The following is a 16,751-nucleotide window of genomic DNA, read 5'->3' as shown; positions in this document are numbered from 1 at the left end:
TCTAACTCCTCATTTCGTTTCGTACCATGACAAGCCAAATGCAGATTCCACTAGTAACGGGACATCCAGTTGCAAAGCAGATTCCATTACTTCTGGTACGATTTCTTTCAATTTCTCTATCTCGTGTTCAGGAGCCTCAAAGATCAATTCATCATGTACTTGGAGAAGCATGCGCGCTTCCATCTTTTCAGCTTCTAACCGTGCATCCATGTCAATCATCGCTTTTTTTATAATATCTGCTGCTGTTCCTTGAATTGGCGTATTCATCGCAGTTCTTTCTGCAAAGCTCCTCAAGTTAAAATTAGAACTTGTTATATCTGGCAAATACCGTCTGCGGTTCATCATCGTGACGACATATCCTTTTAATTTTGCATCCGCCACAATATCTTCCATATATTGCTTCACACCTGGAAATGTTTCTAAATACGTATCAATGAACTTTCCAGCTTCTTTTCGGGTAATATTTAAACTTTGAGACAATCCATAATCGCTAATTCCGTAGACAATACCGAAATTGACCGCTTTCGCAGTTCTTCTCATATCAGATGAGACGCCGTCTTTATCCACTCCGAAAACATCCATTGCCGTTTTTGTATGAATGTCTTCACCTTCACGGAACGCAGCAATCATTTTTTCATCTTGCGAGATATGTGCAAGGACACGCAACTCAATTTGCGAATAATCAGCTGCAAACATCATCCAGCCAGGTTCAGAAGGCACAAAGGCAGCCCGTATTTTACGCCCTTCTTCTAAACGAATCGGGATATTTTGCAAGTTCGGGTTAATGGAACTTAGTCGTCCCGTCTGCGTTAACGCTTGTTGGAAGCGCGTATGAATTTTTCCATCCTCATGGATTTCTTTGGATAATCCTTCTATATAAGTCGAATTCAATTTACCGAGTTGTCGATACGTTAGGATGAATCCAATTATTTCATGTTCACTTTCCAGCTTTTCCAATACATCCGCTGCTGTTGAATAGCCGGTTTTTGTCTTCTTGATTGGCGTCAATCCAATTTTCTCAAAGAGGATTTCACCTAGCTGCTTAGGTGAATTAATATTGAACGGTTGGCCAGCCATCTCGTAAATAATGGACTCCAGCTCAGACAACCTTGTCGATAATTCGACACCTATTTGTTGAAGGATACGTAAATCAGTCTTCACTCCTGTAGATTCCATTTTGCCAAGTATTTTGGCCAACGGCATCTCGAGTTCATGGTACAAGTCAAATTGCTCATTTTGACGTAATTGTTCTTCCAACTTCGGTTTTAATGACCAAACGGCCTTCACTTTCCGACCTGCATGTTCAGCAATAACGTGTTCTTCAGGTACAGCTTTCTTAGCACCTTTCCCATAAATCACTTCATCTGATTCAACTTCATGATAATTGAATTCCTTCGCAACGGAAGCGACATCCGTATAAGACGAGGAAGGGTTTGCAATGTACGTAGCTAAAAGCAAATCGAATTCAAATCCGTTCGTTTCAATCCCATAACGCAATAAAGATGCATAGGTCGCTTTCGTATCCGTCGCATACTTTTTCTTTGACTCATCCTGGAACCATGCGGTTAACGTTTTTGAAGCTTGAAGGACTTCTATTGGGATATAAGAAATTGTGTGTCCATCCGTCATGCTGACACCTAACACATTTGTCGAAAGATATTTCTCATCTTTCATCTCAACATGTACAGCCATTTCGTCAGCTAATTTAACAGTATCTCCATCCGAAATGATGTCAACTTCGATTGTTTCATGCATTTCAATGCTTTCTGACTGCGGCGTCATTTTTTCTAAAAGCGTTTTAAATTTCAATTCCTCGAAAATCGCTTTAACTTTCTCTTCATGAGGTCCTTTATATGACAAATCATCTAACGCAATTGTAATCGGTGCTTGCACTTCAATCGTCGCAAGCTTTTTACTCATAATTGCCTGGTCTTCATTTGCGGTCAAATTTTCTTTTAACTTTTTACCTGAGACAGCATCCAGTGACTCATAAACCCCTTCCACAGTCTCGAATTGTTTTAATAATTTTATGGCTGTTTTCTCTCCGACACCAGGCACACCAGGTATATTGTCTGAAGCATCCCCCATGAGTCCTTTCATATCGATGATCTTCTCAGGTGTCAGCCCATATTTCTCCTCAATATGTGCTGGTGTATATTTTTCCAGATCCGTTATCCCTTTTCGTGTAATGCAAACGGTAGTTGTATCACTAGCGAGTTGCGTCAAATCTTTATCTCCAGAGATAACGACAACTTCAACACCTTTCTCTTCGCCCACTTTGCTCAAGGTTCCAATGATGTCATCTGCTTCGTATTGATCAAGTTCATATTGAGGAATTTCATATGCATCAAGCAATTTACGCAAATAAGGGAATTGCTCCGAAAGCTCAGGTGGCGTCTTCTGTCTACCACCTTTATATTCACCGAACGTCGCATGTCTAAATGTTGTTTTTCCCGCATCCCACGCAACAAGTATATGTGTCGGCTTTTCCTCGGATAAAATGTTTTGTAGCATCATTGTAAATCCATATACGGCGTTCGTATGAATTCCACTATCATTCGTTAAAAGCGGCAATGCAAAAAATGCGCGATACGCTAAACTATTTCCATCTAAAAGGACCACTTTCTCTTTTGACAAATCCGATTCACTCCTTAATTAAAAACGTCATCTTCATTTATCTTACCACGAGGGGCAGAATAATTGAAAATGACGCTACTGATTACTCTAAGTATCCAGTTAGTAATTTTGCATATGGTGAATCTGCAGGCATAATGATCATTGTATCATCACCAATCGTTCTTGAGTATGATTGCAACGTTCGATAAAGATTGTAAAACTCAGGGTCTTTTGAGAAAGCATTATTATAAATTTTCGCTGCTTCTGCTTCCCCTTCAGCATGGATGATCGCTGCGTCTTTCTTTGCTGTCGCCAGCATCTCTTGAACTTCACGATCCGTTTCCGCTTCAATCTTCTTCTTTTCTGCATCCCCTTGGGACAAATATGTTTGAGCAGTTGAATCACGTTCAGAAATCATTCTGGTGTAGATCGAATGTTCGTTTTCCTCTGGCAAATCAATTCGCTTCATACGTACATCTATTACTTCAATACCAAAGTTCCCTTCTTTTAAAAACGTGTTCACTTGCTCAGTCACACGATCATTCAAACTTCCTCGTGATGGGTTTTCATCGTTAATGACATCCACGTAGTCCAGCTGACCCATCTCATTCCGTATAACCGAATAAATGAATTCCTCCATTCTTGACTCAGCATTAATAATATTTCTAGCATTCGTTATCATTTCTCTTGGATTATTAATTTTCCATACTGCATAGTTGTCAATAATGATTCGTTTTTTGTCTCTTGTATTGATTTCTGCTTCTGAAACATTATACGTCATTTGATTTTTAGGTAACACGGTCACTGTTTGAATGAAAGGTACTTTCATATTTAGGCCAGGTTCTTGAATTGTCCTTTTAATTTCTCCAAACTGGCTAATCACTCTGTACTCATCTTCCTTTACAACAAAGACATTTGCTAGCAGAATTACCGCGACGGTAAAGAATACTGTTAACAAAACTGCGGTTCTAACATATTTCTTCACATTTACAGGACGCTTTGGTGTAATGACTTTATTTGGATCCGATGTACCTTTTTGTTTTGCACGTTGTTTTTCCATGAATTTCTCTTCTATGCTTTTGAATGGGTTATTATCGTTGGTCATTAATTATTCCCCCCTTCTGTTTTTGTTTCAGCAGGTGGTGGAGTCTGATTCTCCATTTGTTGTAAAGGTAAATATTTCAACGTCTCTCCGTCATCGTTCATAATATAGATTTTCGCTTTAGGTAACACTTGCTCGAGCGTTTCAATGATTAAACGTTGACGTGTGATTGCCGTATTCTTCTTATACTCGGCATGCAAATCGTTAAATAACGCTACATCTCCCAGTGCTTGTTCAATACGTGCCGTTTTCTGTCCAATTGCCCTTGATTTAATAGCGTCTCTTTCTCCAACCGCTTCACTTGTCCGTTGGTTTCGGTACTTGTTTGCTTCATTTATTTTAGTGTTTTTCGTTTCTCTTGCATCTGTAACAGCTGTAAAGGCAGCTCGCACCTCTGCATTCGGTAGTTCTACGTCTTGCAACTTAACGCCTTGTATAGAAATACCAATGTCATACGTATTTACAAGTGAAGTTAATAGTTCGCGCGTTTTCGCTTCAATTTCGGCTTTTCCATCCGTCAAAGCAGCATCGATTGTTGAACTGCCAATGATAGATCGAATAGATGCTGATGTTGAATCATGCAAGATTTCCTGTGGATCTTGCGCATTGAACAAATACTTTTCTGGATCCGTAATTTTCCATTGCACAATCAAATCTGCAAGGACAATATATTCGTCACCTGTAATCATTTTTGTTTCCTTGTCATACGACACTAATTCTCCACTAGCGTCTTGCTTGTAACCAAACTGCAGACTATACGTCTCTTTCGATAACTTTTCAATCTGTTGAATCGGCCAAGGCAGTTTAAAATGCAAACCCGATTCAGTGACCGGAGTATCGGCTTTTCCAAATGTAATGACAACAGCCTGTTCTGATTCATCAATTGTGTACCAAGTCGTAAATGCAACTACGAGTAGTATGACTCCCGCAATTACCAGTCCGGCTGCTATCGATGCACGGCGTGTACTCATCGTTGAAGTTCCCCCTTTTTCTATGTATCTACTACATGTACGGATTTATCACAAATAAGTTTCAGAATCGACTTATAAAAATTTTATCTAGATATTCTGTACCCCTACCAACTACCTTGACAAATACTGTTGTATCTTAGACGCTCGATGTATTGCAGGGTAGAAATAGATTGATCGAGGTCTCCTCTTTACAAACATAGGCAAAAAGACGAACGGCACAAACCGTTCGTCTTTTTTCCTTATATTCTAAAATTATGACACACTCAAAGTTCTTTCGTACGTTTAGGTATATAAATTGTAAATGTTGTGCCTTTCCCTATTTCACTCTCTACAGCAACTTTCCCACCATGCGCTTCGATCAAATGTTTCACAATAGCTAAACCTAACCCGGTACCACCTGACTCCCTGCTTCGTGCACGGTCTACGCGGTAAAATCTTTCAAAAAGGCGTGGTAGCTCTTTAGCTTCAATACCCATCCCTTCGTCCGTTACAGAGAGAATTACCTCATGCGCATTCTCTAAAGCTGCAATTGTAATCGTTGTACCTTCTTTCGAATAATTAATGGCGTTCGTCAGCAAGTTGACCATCACCTGAATTAATCGGTCAGCATCTGCCATTACTGTAATTGCAGCTGTCTCATCGATAATACGCATGTTTTTGCGCTCTGCCAAACCCGATGTGATTTTTTTAGCGTCCTTTACAATCTCCTGCAAACTTACTTGTCGCTTGTTCAACTGGAAACCTTCACGCTCAATGCCTGACAATTCGAGGAGATCATTTACGAGCACATGAAGGCGTTCACTTTCCTTCTGGATGATTTCCAAAAAGTCCTTTAATAGTACCGGTTCCTTCATCGCACCATCCAACAGCGTTTCAATAAAACCTTTTATGGAAGTGATGGGTGTTCTTAATTCATGGGAAACGTTTGCCACAAAATCTTTCCGTATTTCCTCCAATCGGATGATTTCCGTAATGTCGTGTAAGACGACGATGATACCCAGCCAGTTCCCATGGCGGCCAATGACAGGCGCACCATAAACACTCAAAAAGGATTGGCGATGACGGATTTGACGCTCTTGTACTTGTTCGGTCAAAAAGACATCTTCTATGATTCGCTCAAAATCTGTTGGCAAACCAATTTCCATATACGTTTTGCCAATCAGTTGCTCACGCGTGACACCAAATGTTTCTTCAAATGCACCGTTTAGCAAATTGACGGAGCCCTCTCGCCCGAACATTAACAGACCGCTCCCCATGCTTTCAACTAATGTTTTTAAGCGTTCCTTCTCCATCGCTCGTAAAATGGACGTTTCTTGTAAATTTCTTGCGATTTGATTCACAGCGAGTGCAAGTTCGTCTTGACCACCATTCTTATCGATCGGCGCTCTTGCCAAATAGTCTCCTTTGGCAATGAGTTGCGCTGTCCTTTTTACATGATCAATCGGTTTGGTATATTGTCGAATGACACGTATACCAATAAACAACGTAATCAAGTAAGATATCAAAAGAAAAAACAATAGAAAGTACCAATACTTAATCTCTACTTCTTTTGTTATTTCATGGTCAATCAGTTGAAAAAACTGGCCGAGGACGATGCCTAGACCAGCCAATAAAATAAAAAGCATCACTGCAAATGCAACTGATAGTCGTGAATGGAGGCTGCTCATTGCGTCTTTTGCTCCTCAAATTTATAACCGATACCTCTTACCGTTTTTATGAATAACGGTTTTCTTGTGTTTTCCTCAATCTTTTCACGTAAATGACTCACATGAACATCAACAATTCTTGTGTCTCCCGCAAAGTCGTAATTCCACACAGCACTTAGCAATTGGTCACGCGTTAACACACGATTCTTATGTTGAATGAAATAGACCAGCAACTCAAATTCTTTTGGTGTGAATTCTAATGCTTTTCCATCTAAATAAGCCTCGTACTGCTCAGGATGTACTGTCAGTGAACCGGATGCCAGGATTTCATCACCATCTGTTTCGATATCAGAACGATCCCCACTTCTACGCAATACAGCTTTTACACGCGCAATCACTTCACGTGGACTAAAGGGCTTTGTCATATAATCGTCCGCACCGATTTCCAATCCGAGCACTTTATCTGGCTCTTCGCCTTTTGCAGTCAGCATGATAATTGGAATATTACTTTTCCTTTGCCTCAACACTTTGCATACTTCTATACCATCCATTTTCGGTAACATCAAATCAAGGAGTATTAAGTCCGGTTTTTCAGTCTCCACTTTACGAACAGCTTCTTCTCCATCGGCCGCCATTACCGTTTCAAAATTGGATTGTTTTAAGTTATAGTCGAGCAATGTGCGAATCGGTTGTTCGTCATCGACGATTAATATTTTGCTAACGATGTTCTTCATCCCCCTTAGCTGTCTACTCTACATTCGTTTTATATTGTTTTATCTCATATTCAAATCTTAAAAATTCTCCATTGCTTGTGTTGTCAAGTGGTCCTTCATGACAGGTGGAATGACGGTCATCGAGCCAGTTATGACTACACTTCCATCCTCTTTTGTCGCTTCTACTTGAATGACAATGAAGTTATTTTCTTTATCAACCTGCTTAACTTCCAATTGAATATCGATTGTTTCGTAATGGTAAACGTGTTCTGGAAATTGCAAATGTTGTTCTGTGACATGTGACCCCGGACCAGGCATGTATTTGGAGATTGCAGCAGTAATAATTCCGGTTAACATGATTGTTGGCACAATTGGTCGTTCATACGCAGTTTGAGAAGCATAATCATGCTGAATATAGAGTGGATTCGCATCGTTCGTTAACCCAAGATAAACGAGTAGATCTTTATCCTCTATCTTCTCTGTCAATTTCAACTTTTCCCCTGTATCGATTTTATCAATACTACGACCTAAACGTCTTTTCTTGCCCAGTATCATTGTTTTCCCCCTCATCATTCCGTCATAAAAATTGTATCAATATTTCATCAGAAAGAGCAAGCTTCTTCCGTGCTAAATACAAGGTTTCGTTCATATTTGAGTAAATTTAACATTGTGTTTACAATTGTAAAAATCCGAGTTGCACAATGCCACTCGGATTAGTTATTTCTATCATGCCAATACTTCCATGACCGCTTTGACAGCAGATGCGGATTTCAAGAGGGCTTTGTTTTCATCATCTGACAGTTCTAACTCAATAATCTGTTCAATCCCATTTGCTCCAAGAATCGTTGGCATGCCTAAATAAATACCTTCCATTCCATATTCACCTTCCAAATAGGCGATGGACGGGAGAATTCGTTTTTGGTCTTTCAGAATCGCTTCAGCCATTTCAACAAGTGATGCTGCTGGCGCGTAATATGCAGAGCCATTGCCAAGGAGATTGACAATTTCAGCTCCTCCTTTTCGAGTCCGTTCCACAATTCCCTCTATTTGTTCGGGCTTTAACAATGATTTGATGGGAACCCCTCCTGCTGCTGAATAGCGGATGAGTGGCACCATATCATCCCCATGTCCTCCGAGTACAAATCCGGTGACATCTTTCACGGACACATTCAATTCCTGTGCAACAAACGTACGGAAGCGAGCGGTATCCAAAACGCCTGACTGCCCGATGACCCGTTCTTTAGGGAATCCTGATGTACGGAAGACGGTATACGTCATAGCATCTACAGGATTTGTCAAAACAAGTATGATCGCATTCGGAGAATAGTTCACAATTTCAGTTGTTACATCTTTCATGATTTGTTGATTTGTTTGCACGAGGTCATCTCTGCTCATACCTGGCTTTCGTGCAATACCGGCTGTTATGATGACAATATCGGATTCCTTAGTATCAGCGTATGATGCTGTACCAGTAATTTGCGCATCAAAACCTAGTACAGGTCCTGCTTCGAGCATATCGAGTGCTTTTCCTTTTGTCGGATTTTCCATGTGTGGAATATCGACAAGTACTACATCGCATAATTCTTTTTGCGCAAGCAGAAATGCTGTTGTTGCACCTGTGAAACCTGAACCGATAACTGAGACTTTCTTCCGTTTCAATGTCATTAGAAAACTCTCCTTTTTCTGTTGCAAGTATTCGAAGGGTATGCCCTCTACCATAGTCTACCACAAAACCGTAAACTCCTAACGGCTTTAGGCAACGTCCCATTGGAAAGTCCTATGAAGCAAAGAAAAATCCCCCTTCATTGTCCAAAGACAATAAAGGAGGATGGATTCATGAATTATAAGTTTTTGATCAATTCATCAGCAAACTCAGAAGTCTTCACTTCAGTCGCACCGTCCATTAGACGCGCGAAGTCATATGTTACCACTTTAGAAGCAATTGTCTTCTCGATGGAAGCCATGATCATTTTAGCCGCTTCGTTCCAACCCATATGCTCGAGCATCATAACACCAGAAAGCAATACAGATGAAGGGTTTACTTTGTCAAGACCTGCATATTTAGGTGCAGTTCCGTGAGTTGCTTCAAAGATCGCATGTCCTGTTACGTAGTTGATGTTCGCTCCTGGAGCAATACCGATTCCACCAACTTGTGCAGCAAGTGCGTCAGAAATATAGTCACCATTCAAGTTCATTGTTGCAACAACATCAAACTCTTTTGGACGTGTAAGAATTTGTTGTAAGAAGATGTCAGCGATTGAATCTTTTACGATGATTTTACCAGCTGCTTCAGCATCAGCTTGTGCCTTGTTTGCAGCTTCCGTACCTTCTGTTTCTTTGATTTTATCGTATTGGTTCCAAGTGAATACTTTGTCACCGAATTCTTCTTCAGCCACTTCGTAGCCCCAGTTTTTGAAAGCTCCTTCAGTGAACTTCATAATGTTCCCTTTGTGAACAAGTGTCAATGATTTACGACCTTCGTTAATTGCATAGTTCAATGCGCCACGAACAAGACGTTTTGTTCCTTCTTTGGAAATTGGTTTAATACCAATACCAGAAGTTTCAGGGAAACGGATTTTATTGACACCCATTTCTGTTTGAAGGAATGAAATCAGCTTGTTTACTTCTTCTGAACCTTCTTTGTATTCAATACCCGCATAAATATCTTCCGTATTTTCACGGAAAATAACCATATCACAATCTTCAGGACGTTTCACTGGAGAAGGAACACCTTCAAAATAACGTACCGGACGTAGGCAAGTGTAGAGATCCAACTCTTGACGAAGAGCTACGTTCAATGAACGGAAACCTCCACCGATTGGAGTTGTTAAAGGACCTTTAATTGCAATCAAATATTCCTCGATTGTATCAAGCGTTTCTTGTGGCAACCATTCACCTGTTTCGTTGAATGCCTTTTCACCTGCAAGAACTTCTTTCCACTCAATTTTCTTTTTTCCCTCATAAGCTTTTTCTACAGCCGCTTCAATTACGCGGGAAGCTGCATGCCAAATATCAGGACCTGTACCGTCACCGATAATGAATGGAATTGTTGCTTCATCTGGAACATTTAAAACACCGTTAGTTACTGTAATTTTCGCCATTGATAATTCCTCCAATTCATGATGAGAGGGCAAGTATACCGGATACTGCCCCAAAAAGCTTGTCTATTCAGTTAAACAACTGTTATCGCTCATTGATTGGTACATATTTTTGCATATCCGGACCGATATACTCTGCACGTGGACGGATCAATCTGTTGTTCGAATACTGCTCTAAAATGTGTGCCGTCCATCCAGAGAAACGTGAAACTGCAAAAATAGGCGTGAACAAGTCATGATCGATACCAAGTGAATGATAAACCGAAGCTGAATAGAAATCAACATTTGGCGGTAAATTCTTTTCACCTGTAACAATTGACTCAATCTGTTGTGACATGTTGTACCATTTCTCTTCTCCGCGAAGAGTTGTTAGCTTTTTAGACATTTCACGTAGATGTTTCGCGCGTGGATCACCTTTACGATAGACACGGTGACCGAAGCCCATAATTTTTTCTTTGTTATCAAGTTTTTCTCTGATAAAAGATTCAACTTTGTCTTCAGAACCGATTTCCATTAACATCTTCATCACTTGCTCATTCGCTCCACCATGAAGTGGACCTTTAAGAGCGCCGATCGCTGCGGTAACACCTGAATACATATCAGATAAAGTAGCTACACAAACACGTGCAGTGAATGTGGATGCATTTAACTCATGATCCGCATGCAGTACGAGTGCCTTATTGAATGCTTCAATTGCAATCTCTTGCGGCTGTTCTCCTGTCAACATGTATAAGAAGTTTGCTGCGTAACCGAGATCCTTCTTAGGTGCAACAGGTTCTTGTCCCTTACGGATACGTGAAAAAGCAGTAACAATTGTTGCGATTTTCGCTTGGAGCTTAATCGCCTTCTCGTAGTTCGCCTCGTCAGACATATCTTCTGCATTCTCATCGTATAATCCAAGAAGAGTTACAGCTGTTCTTACCGCAGCCATAGGATGCACTTTGTCGATTGGGTACGTCTTGAAATGATCAAGTACAGGCTGTGGAATCGACATGTTATCCGCTAGTTGTTGTTTGAATTCAGCAAGTTCATCTGCTTTTGGCAGACGTTGATGCCAAAGTAGATACACAACTTCCTCGAAGCTTGCATTTTCAGCAAGATCATCAATATCGTAACCGACATATGTAAGGGTGTCATCAATAATAGAACTGATGGCAGATTGTGTCGCTACGATTCCTTCTAATCCTTTTGTTGCTGTCATTTGAATCGCTCCTTCACTCAATTTTGTCTATATATCTACAAAAACCTTGTAAACATAGACAAATCTACTTATTTACTTCAGTGTGTAACGCTTACATTCACCATTATAAGCAAATATTACAGTTTTGTGAATGAAAACGCTTGTTTTCATTGTAAAAAAGTGAAAAAGGGTGGAAATTTGATCAAAAAACACGTACAACATGAGTCGATTAAACAGTTGTCACTAAGTTGGTTTCCTGCAATCTTCGCAATCATTTTCATTTACTTTGTCCCGCCAGTTGGCATTGCAATCATTATTGCCTATTTCACAGCTCCAATATTGACTGCACTACGCACCGTCACTAAGCTACCGCTAACAATTGCCACTTTGTTTGTTATGTTATCTATCATATTTATTGTAAGCACGTTTTCGTTCATTGCCATTCACGGGCTCATTGATACCGTCCCGATTGTAGAAAAGCACCTTGCTCCGTACACTGCCAACTCCGATGTTTCAGGAAAAGTATTTACGTTCCTAGAAGAAAAAGTTGCCGAATACGGACACGCACTACTCGAACATGCCATTGCATTTACGACTACATTATTCCAACGATTATTTAGCCTTTTCATTTTTCTTGTCGCCTATTTTTTTGCGTTGCGTGAATCAGGAAAGAATCGATTCTGGTTTCTAGTCTATTTCCCTATCAGCATGAAGAAACCAGCCAAAAAGATTTTTACAAAAGCGGGGGAACTGATCGGAACTTTTGTTTTTGTGGAAGCTCGACTATTTTTGTTGACCTTTATCATTTTGGGGATTGGTTTTACACTTCTGGATTTTAGCTCTCCAATCGGAAGCGCTTTCCTTGTATCACTCGTTGACAGTTTGCCATTACTTGGAATCGGTCTCTTCCTCATTCCAATGGCTGCTTTCTTCTTTTATTCAAATAAAATGATTGTCGCGATCGCATTATTGCTCTTATACATCTTTGTCATCATCGCAAGACAGATGGCCGAGTCGCTCATGTGGGCATCTGCTTTTCGTGTACAACCGATTCATGCGTTTTTCATAACCGTTTGCTCTTTCTATTTGTTCGGACTTCCCGGAATCCTACTAACACCTTTTCTTTTGTTCGCTGCGTTAAAGTTAAAGAAGCATCCTTATTTCATCGAATAATAATCTGGCCTTTTTTCATTTTATTGTATATCCATTTCACGATGAATGGTCGAATGAGATTTCTTGGTCCATTGAACAATAGCAACAGGCCGGCGAAGTCTGTCAAAAAGCCAGGCATCATGAGAAGAATTCCTCCAATGAAAATACATAGGCCATCAATAATTGCATTACCTGGTGTTTCCATGGACGACATTCTTATTTGCAGTTCCTTCCACGCTTTTAACCCTTGTCGTTTTGCAAGATAAGCGCCGCCTAAACCAGTTAGCAAAATAAGGAGGACAGTCGGCATTACGCCCAATTGATTTCCGGAATATAACAAAAGCGCAATTTCTGCAGTTGGTACGAGGATAAACGCTGCAATTAGCCATTTCAATTCTGCATTTCCTCCAATCCTGAAAAGGCTGCTTCCGATTGAACGAAAGACAGCCTTTTGAAATGTGACGACTACATTTTCCTGTAATCGTTTCGTAAATACTTATAGGACACTTGCATGTCCATTATAAATGACTCCAGACTCCGCATCCATTGTAATGTCTTTTCCGTGGATAATCAATTCGGTCGCTTTCTCCACTCCAACAATGACCGGAATGCCTAAACTTAAACCGACAACCGCTGCGTGGCTCGTCAATCCACCTTCTTCGGTAATTAATCCAGCGCACTTCTCAATTGCCGGCATCATGTCACGATCAGAAGAGTTTGTGACGATGATCTTACCGTCGACATCGTGTGCCAATGCTTCTTGTGCATTATGCGCAATGACTGCCTGACCGAAAGCAACTGATTTTCCGATTCCTTGACCTTTGGCAAGCATATCACCAATGACATGGATTTTCATCAGATTCGTCGTGCCCGCTTCACCAACAGGAACACCTGCAGTGATAATGACGACATCACCGTGCGTCACATATTGGTGTTTCACACTTTCTTCTACAGATTCTTGTAAAATTTCATCAATCGAATGCACTCGTTCACCAATGATCGGATAAATTCCCCAAACAAGTGAAAGTTTACGTGAACAAATTTCTGATGAAGTCATTGCAATAATTGGACAACCTGGACGGTATTTCGCAATCATTTTGGCAGTATGACCACTTTCAGTAGGTGCTAAAACAGCTTTTACATTCAAATTAATGGCTGTATATGCTGCGGCTTGACCAATTGCTTCTGTCATATTGCCTTGTTTTTCTTTCCGACGTGTAGAAACGACAGCTCGATAGTCAACAGCACTTTCTGCAGTTTGTGCAATTCGATCCATCGTGCGTACTGACTCTACCGGGTATAGTCCAGCAGCTGTCTCACCAGATAGCATAATGGCATCAGAACCATCTAGAATTGCATTCGCTACGTCACTCGCCTCCGCTCTCGTCGGACGAGGATTGCGTTGCATGGAATCTAACATTTGAGTTGCTGTAATAACGGGTTTTCCGACTTGGTTACATTTCTCAATCATGTTCTTTTGAACGAGAGGAACTTTTTCTGCCGGAATCTCCACACCGAGATCTCCACGAGCGACCATCAAACCATCTGAAACGTTTAAAATATCATCGAGATTGTCTACACCTTCCTGATTCTCGATTTTCGGGATGATATGGATATGGCCACCGCTGTTTTTCTCCAACAATTCACGAATCTCCATAACGTCAGATGCTCTTCTGACAAAAGAAGCCGCAATGAAGTCAACACCTTGGTCGATACCGAATAAAATATCTTCCTTATCCTTTTCGGTAATACCAGGCAATTGAACAGAAACACCTGGTACGTTTACACCCTTTTTATTTTTCAAAGGACCTGAATTGATAACAAGTGTATGAATCAGTCCATTCGCCACATCTTTCTCGATGACTTCCAGTTGAATGAGGCCATCGTCCAATAAAATGACAGAGCCTTTATCCACATCATCAATCAGCTTGTCGTAGGTAACAGAGAACATCTCCTCTGTCCCTTCAACTTCAGACATGGAAATCGCAATTTTTTGTCCTGTCACGAGTTCAACAAGCCCGTTCTTCATGGAGTGCGTTCGAATCTCGGGTCCTTTCGTATCGAGCAAGATCCCTACTACTTTACCTGTCTTTTTAGACGCTTCCCTGATGGCTAGAATCCTCGCTTTATGCTCTTCATGTGAACCATGTGAAAAGTTAAGCCTCGCTACATTCATACCTGCTTCCATCAATTGTTCCAGAGTTTCTGGTGATTCACTAGCAGGTCCGATTGTACATACAATTTTTGTCTTCCTCATCATTTCAACGCCCTTTCGTCTACTCTTCTTTAAATTGATAACTCTTTCGACAACTTATACAATTGTTTGTCAAATGTATGGTCAGAAGGGTTAAAAACTACATCCAAGTCATAGTCTACCACCATATTGTTCTGCATTCCAATCGCGATGCCACTTCGTCCTTCACAAAGCACTTCCACAGCTCTCGCACCATACTGACTCGCAATGACACGATCTCTCGCTGAAGGAGAGCCGCCTCTTTGAATATGTCCCAGTACAGACACACGTGTTTCAATCCCTGCTTTTTCCTTTAAGACTTCAGCGAGGGCTGATCCAGTCATCACACCTTCAGCAACAATGATGATACTATGTTTCTTCCCACGACCAGAACCGCTTTGTAATCTTGTAATGATTTCATCAATTGCAAAGCCTTCTTCAGGAATCAGAATGGTTTCTGCTCCCCCTGCAAGACCTGACCAAAGCGCTAAATCACCCGCATCCCTACCCATCACTTCAATGATGAAAGTACGTTCGTGTGAAGTCGCCGTATCCCGTATTTTGTCAATTGCATCAATGACTGTATTTAATGCCGAGTCGAAACCAATTGTAAACTGCGTTCCATTGATGTCATTATCGATTGTTGCAGGCACACATACACACGGAATACCCAACTTGACTAATTCATATGCCCCACGGAAAGATCCATCACCACCGATTACAACAAGTCCATCAATCCCATTTGCATGAAGTTGTCTGACAGCCTCTGCTCGACCTTCCTCTGTCATAAATTCAGGAGAGCGCGCTGACCGGAGCATTGTTCCTCCACGTTGAATGATATCTCCTACCGAACCAAGTTCCAACTGTTCAATTTTCCCTTGAATCAATCCTTGATAGCCATTATACACTCCTGCTATTTGAAGACCTTCATAAATTCCTTTACGAACAACAGCACGGACTGCAGCATTCATTCCAGGCGCGTCACCGCCACTTGTCAAAACAGCTATTTTCTTCAACGCGAGCACATCCTTTACAAGTAGTTGTGGAAAACACGAAAAGATGCGGGGACTTGCCCGCACCTCGACTTATTCAGTAAATACCCCTATATTCCGGAACTTCTTATACCGGTTTTCAATGATTTCATTTTCATCCATCTTACCAAGCACTTCTAACGAATTACGTAAAACATTTCTCATATTTTCAGCTTGCGCTTTTGCATCACGATGCGCGCCTCCTAATACTTCAGGAATAATTTCGTCTATAATCTCCATTTGTTTCAAATGCTGAGCAGTTATCTTCATAGCTTCAGCCGCTTGCTTCGACAAACTTGAATCTTTCCAGAGAATTGAAGCTGCGCCTTCAGGCGAAATAACCGAGTAAGTGGAATGTTCAAGCATGTGGACATGGTTGGCAACCCCTAGTGCAAGCGCTCCACCACTTCCACCTTCACCGATCACAATTGAAACGACAGGGACTTTCAAGCCAGCCATTTCGACCAAATTACGTGCAATCGCCTCACTTTGACCACGTTCTTCAGCTGCTTTACCGGGATACGCACCTTTTGTGTCAATGAAACAAATAATTGGTCGACCGAATTTTTCAGCTTGTTTCATCAAACGAAGAGCTTTCCGATAGCCTTCAGGATGAGGCATTCCAAAATTCCGTTTCACATTTTCTTTTGTATCTTTTCCACGTTGGTGACCAATAATTGTAACTGGCTTGGATTCAAATGATCCAATTCCTGCCACAATCGCAGCATCATCACCGAAGCAGCGGTCCCCGTGTAGTTCAAAGAAATCCTCAAACAACTCTTCTATGTACTCTTTTGTAGTCGGGCGTTGAGGATGTCTTGCTACTTGAACACGATCCCAAGGTTCCATGTTTGTATAAATTTCAGTTTCCAAATTGCTTAAACGTGTTTTCAAATTTGTAATTTCTGCTGTGAGGTCGACATCATTGGATGAAGTGAATTCTTCCAACTCTGCAATCTTCTCGCGCAATTTAACAATTGGTTCTTCAAAGGCTAATGTCTTACTCATT

14 protein-coding genes are annotated in these 16,751 nt (G+C 41.0%); 1 reads left to right on the top strand and 13 read right to left on the bottom strand.

Going from position 1 to position 16,751, the window contains the following annotated elements:
- Window positions 1-9 precede the first annotated feature (9 nt).
- The 9 genes from polA to citZ form a co-directional block, all read right to left on the bottom strand.
- Window positions 10-2,637, bottom strand: coding sequence for a DNA polymerase I (gene polA / locus QT711_RS06825; RefSeq protein ID WP_317942858.1), 2,628 nt, complete (start codon window positions 2,635-2,637; stop codon window positions 10-12).
- Window positions 2,638-2,719: 82 nt separating this feature from the next.
- On the bottom strand, window positions 2,720-3,721 hold the full coding sequence (gene hflC, locus QT711_RS06820; RefSeq protein WP_317942857.1) for a protease modulator HflC: 1,002 nt from the start codon (window positions 3,719-3,721) through the stop codon (window positions 2,720-2,722).
- Window positions 3,721-4,689, bottom strand: coding sequence for an FtsH protease activity modulator HflK (gene hflK, locus QT711_RS06815; RefSeq protein ID WP_317942855.1), 969 nt, complete (start codon window positions 4,687-4,689; stop codon window positions 3,721-3,723). The genes hflC and hflK overlap by 1 nt, the downstream gene beginning before the upstream one ends.
- Window positions 4,690-4,952: 263 nt before the next feature.
- Window positions 4,953-6,356: a two-component system histidine kinase PnpS gene (gene pnpS, locus QT711_RS06810; protein WP_317942854.1), complete on the bottom strand. Its 1,404-nt coding sequence runs from the start codon at window positions 6,354-6,356 to the stop codon at window positions 4,953-4,955.
- Window positions 6,353-7,060 (bottom strand): response regulator transcription factor, encoded by a 708-nt coding sequence (locus tag QT711_RS06805; RefSeq protein WP_317943019.1) that lies wholly within the window; start codon window positions 7,058-7,060, stop codon window positions 6,353-6,355. The genes pnpS and QT711_RS06805 overlap by 4 nt, the downstream gene beginning before the upstream one ends.
- A 66-nt stretch (window positions 7,061-7,126) precedes the next feature.
- On the bottom strand, window positions 7,127-7,603 hold the full coding sequence (locus QT711_RS06800; protein ID WP_317942853.1) for a MaoC/PaaZ C-terminal domain-containing protein: 477 nt from the start codon (window positions 7,601-7,603) through the stop codon (window positions 7,127-7,129).
- A 171-nt stretch (window positions 7,604-7,774) separates the two neighbouring features.
- The gene (gene mdh / locus QT711_RS06795; RefSeq protein WP_317942852.1) at window positions 7,775-8,713 is read right to left on the bottom strand and encodes a malate dehydrogenase; all 939 of its coding nucleotides are present in this window, start codon (window positions 8,711-8,713) and stop codon (window positions 7,775-7,777) included.
- A 176-nt stretch (window positions 8,714-8,889) separates the two neighbouring features.
- A complete protein-coding gene (gene icd, locus QT711_RS06790) occupies window positions 8,890-10,149 on the bottom strand; it encodes an NADP-dependent isocitrate dehydrogenase (protein WP_317942850.1) in 1,260 nt (419 codons plus the stop codon).
- A gap of 82 nt (window positions 10,150-10,231) precedes the next feature.
- Entirely contained in the window at window positions 10,232-11,347 is a 1,116-nt protein-coding gene (citZ, locus tag QT711_RS06785; RefSeq protein ID WP_317942848.1) for a citrate synthase, read from the bottom strand.
- A 177-nt stretch (window positions 11,348-11,524) separates the two neighbouring features.
- Between citZ and QT711_RS06780 the strand changes: the two genes are divergently transcribed.
- Window positions 11,525-12,499 carry an AI-2E family transporter gene (locus QT711_RS06780; RefSeq protein ID WP_317942846.1) on the top strand — a complete coding sequence of 325 codons (975 nt, stop codon included), beginning with the start codon at window positions 11,525-11,527 and terminating at the stop codon, window positions 12,497-12,499.
- On the opposite strand, the gene QT711_RS06775 is transcribed toward QT711_RS06780, so the two are convergent.
- From QT711_RS06775 to QT711_RS06760, 4 genes are all read right to left on the bottom strand, one after another.
- Window positions 12,489-12,872, bottom strand: coding sequence for an FxsA family protein (locus tag QT711_RS06775; RefSeq protein ID WP_317942844.1), 384 nt, complete (start codon window positions 12,870-12,872; stop codon window positions 12,489-12,491). The two genes, QT711_RS06780 and QT711_RS06775, sit on opposite strands and share 11 nt — an antisense overlap.
- A 102-nt stretch (window positions 12,873-12,974) precedes the next feature.
- Window positions 12,975-14,735: a pyruvate kinase gene (gene pyk / locus QT711_RS06770; RefSeq protein ID WP_317942842.1), complete on the bottom strand. Its 1,761-nt coding sequence runs from the start codon at window positions 14,733-14,735 to the stop codon at window positions 12,975-12,977.
- A gap of 29 nt (window positions 14,736-14,764) precedes the next feature.
- Window positions 14,765-15,727: a 6-phosphofructokinase gene (gene pfkA / locus QT711_RS06765; RefSeq protein WP_317942840.1), complete on the bottom strand. Its 963-nt coding sequence runs from the start codon at window positions 15,725-15,727 to the stop codon at window positions 14,765-14,767.
- A gap of 69 nt (window positions 15,728-15,796) precedes the next feature.
- A complete protein-coding gene (locus QT711_RS06760; RefSeq protein ID WP_317942839.1) occupies window positions 15,797-16,750 on the bottom strand; it encodes an acetyl-CoA carboxylase carboxyltransferase subunit alpha in 954 nt (317 codons plus the stop codon).
- Between the last annotated feature and the right edge of the window lies 1 nt (window position 16,751).

Origin of the sequence: Sporosarcina saromensis (assembly GCF_033253735.1) — a bacterium.
GTDB classification, from domain to species: domain Bacteria; phylum Bacillota; class Bacilli; order Bacillales_A; family Planococcaceae; genus Sporosarcina; species Sporosarcina saromensis.
This window is presented reverse-complemented; position numbering and strand designations above follow the sequence as displayed.

Coding starts and splice junctions, on each gene's coding strand:
- hflC (WP_317942857.1), bottom strand. CDS start 3,721: ATGACCAACGATAATAACCCATTCAAAAGCATAGAAGAGAAATTCATG.
- QT711_RS06760 (WP_317942839.1), bottom strand. CDS start 16,750: ATGAGTAAGACATTAGCCTTTGAAGAACCAATTGTTAAATTGCGCGAG.
- icd (WP_317942850.1), bottom strand. CDS start 10,149: ATGGCGAAAATTACAGTAACTAACGGTGTTTTAAATGTTCCAGATGAA.
- hflK (WP_317942855.1), bottom strand. CDS start 4,689: ATGAGTACACGCCGTGCATCGATAGCAGCCGGACTGGTAATTGCGGGA.
- pnpS (WP_317942854.1), bottom strand. CDS start 6,356: ATGAGCAGCCTCCATTCACGACTATCAGTTGCATTTGCAGTGATGCTT.
- mdh (WP_317942852.1), bottom strand. CDS start 8,713: ATGACATTGAAACGGAAGAAAGTCTCAGTTATCGGTTCAGGTTTCACA.
- QT711_RS06800 (WP_317942853.1), bottom strand. CDS start 7,603: ATGATACTGGGCAAGAAAAGACGTTTAGGTCGTAGTATTGATAAAATC.
- citZ (WP_317942848.1), bottom strand. CDS start 11,347: ATGACAGCAACAAAAGGATTAGAAGGAATCGTAGCGACACAATCTGCC.
- pyk (WP_317942842.1), bottom strand. CDS start 14,735: ATGAGGAAGACAAAAATTGTATGTACAATCGGACCTGCTAGTGAATCA.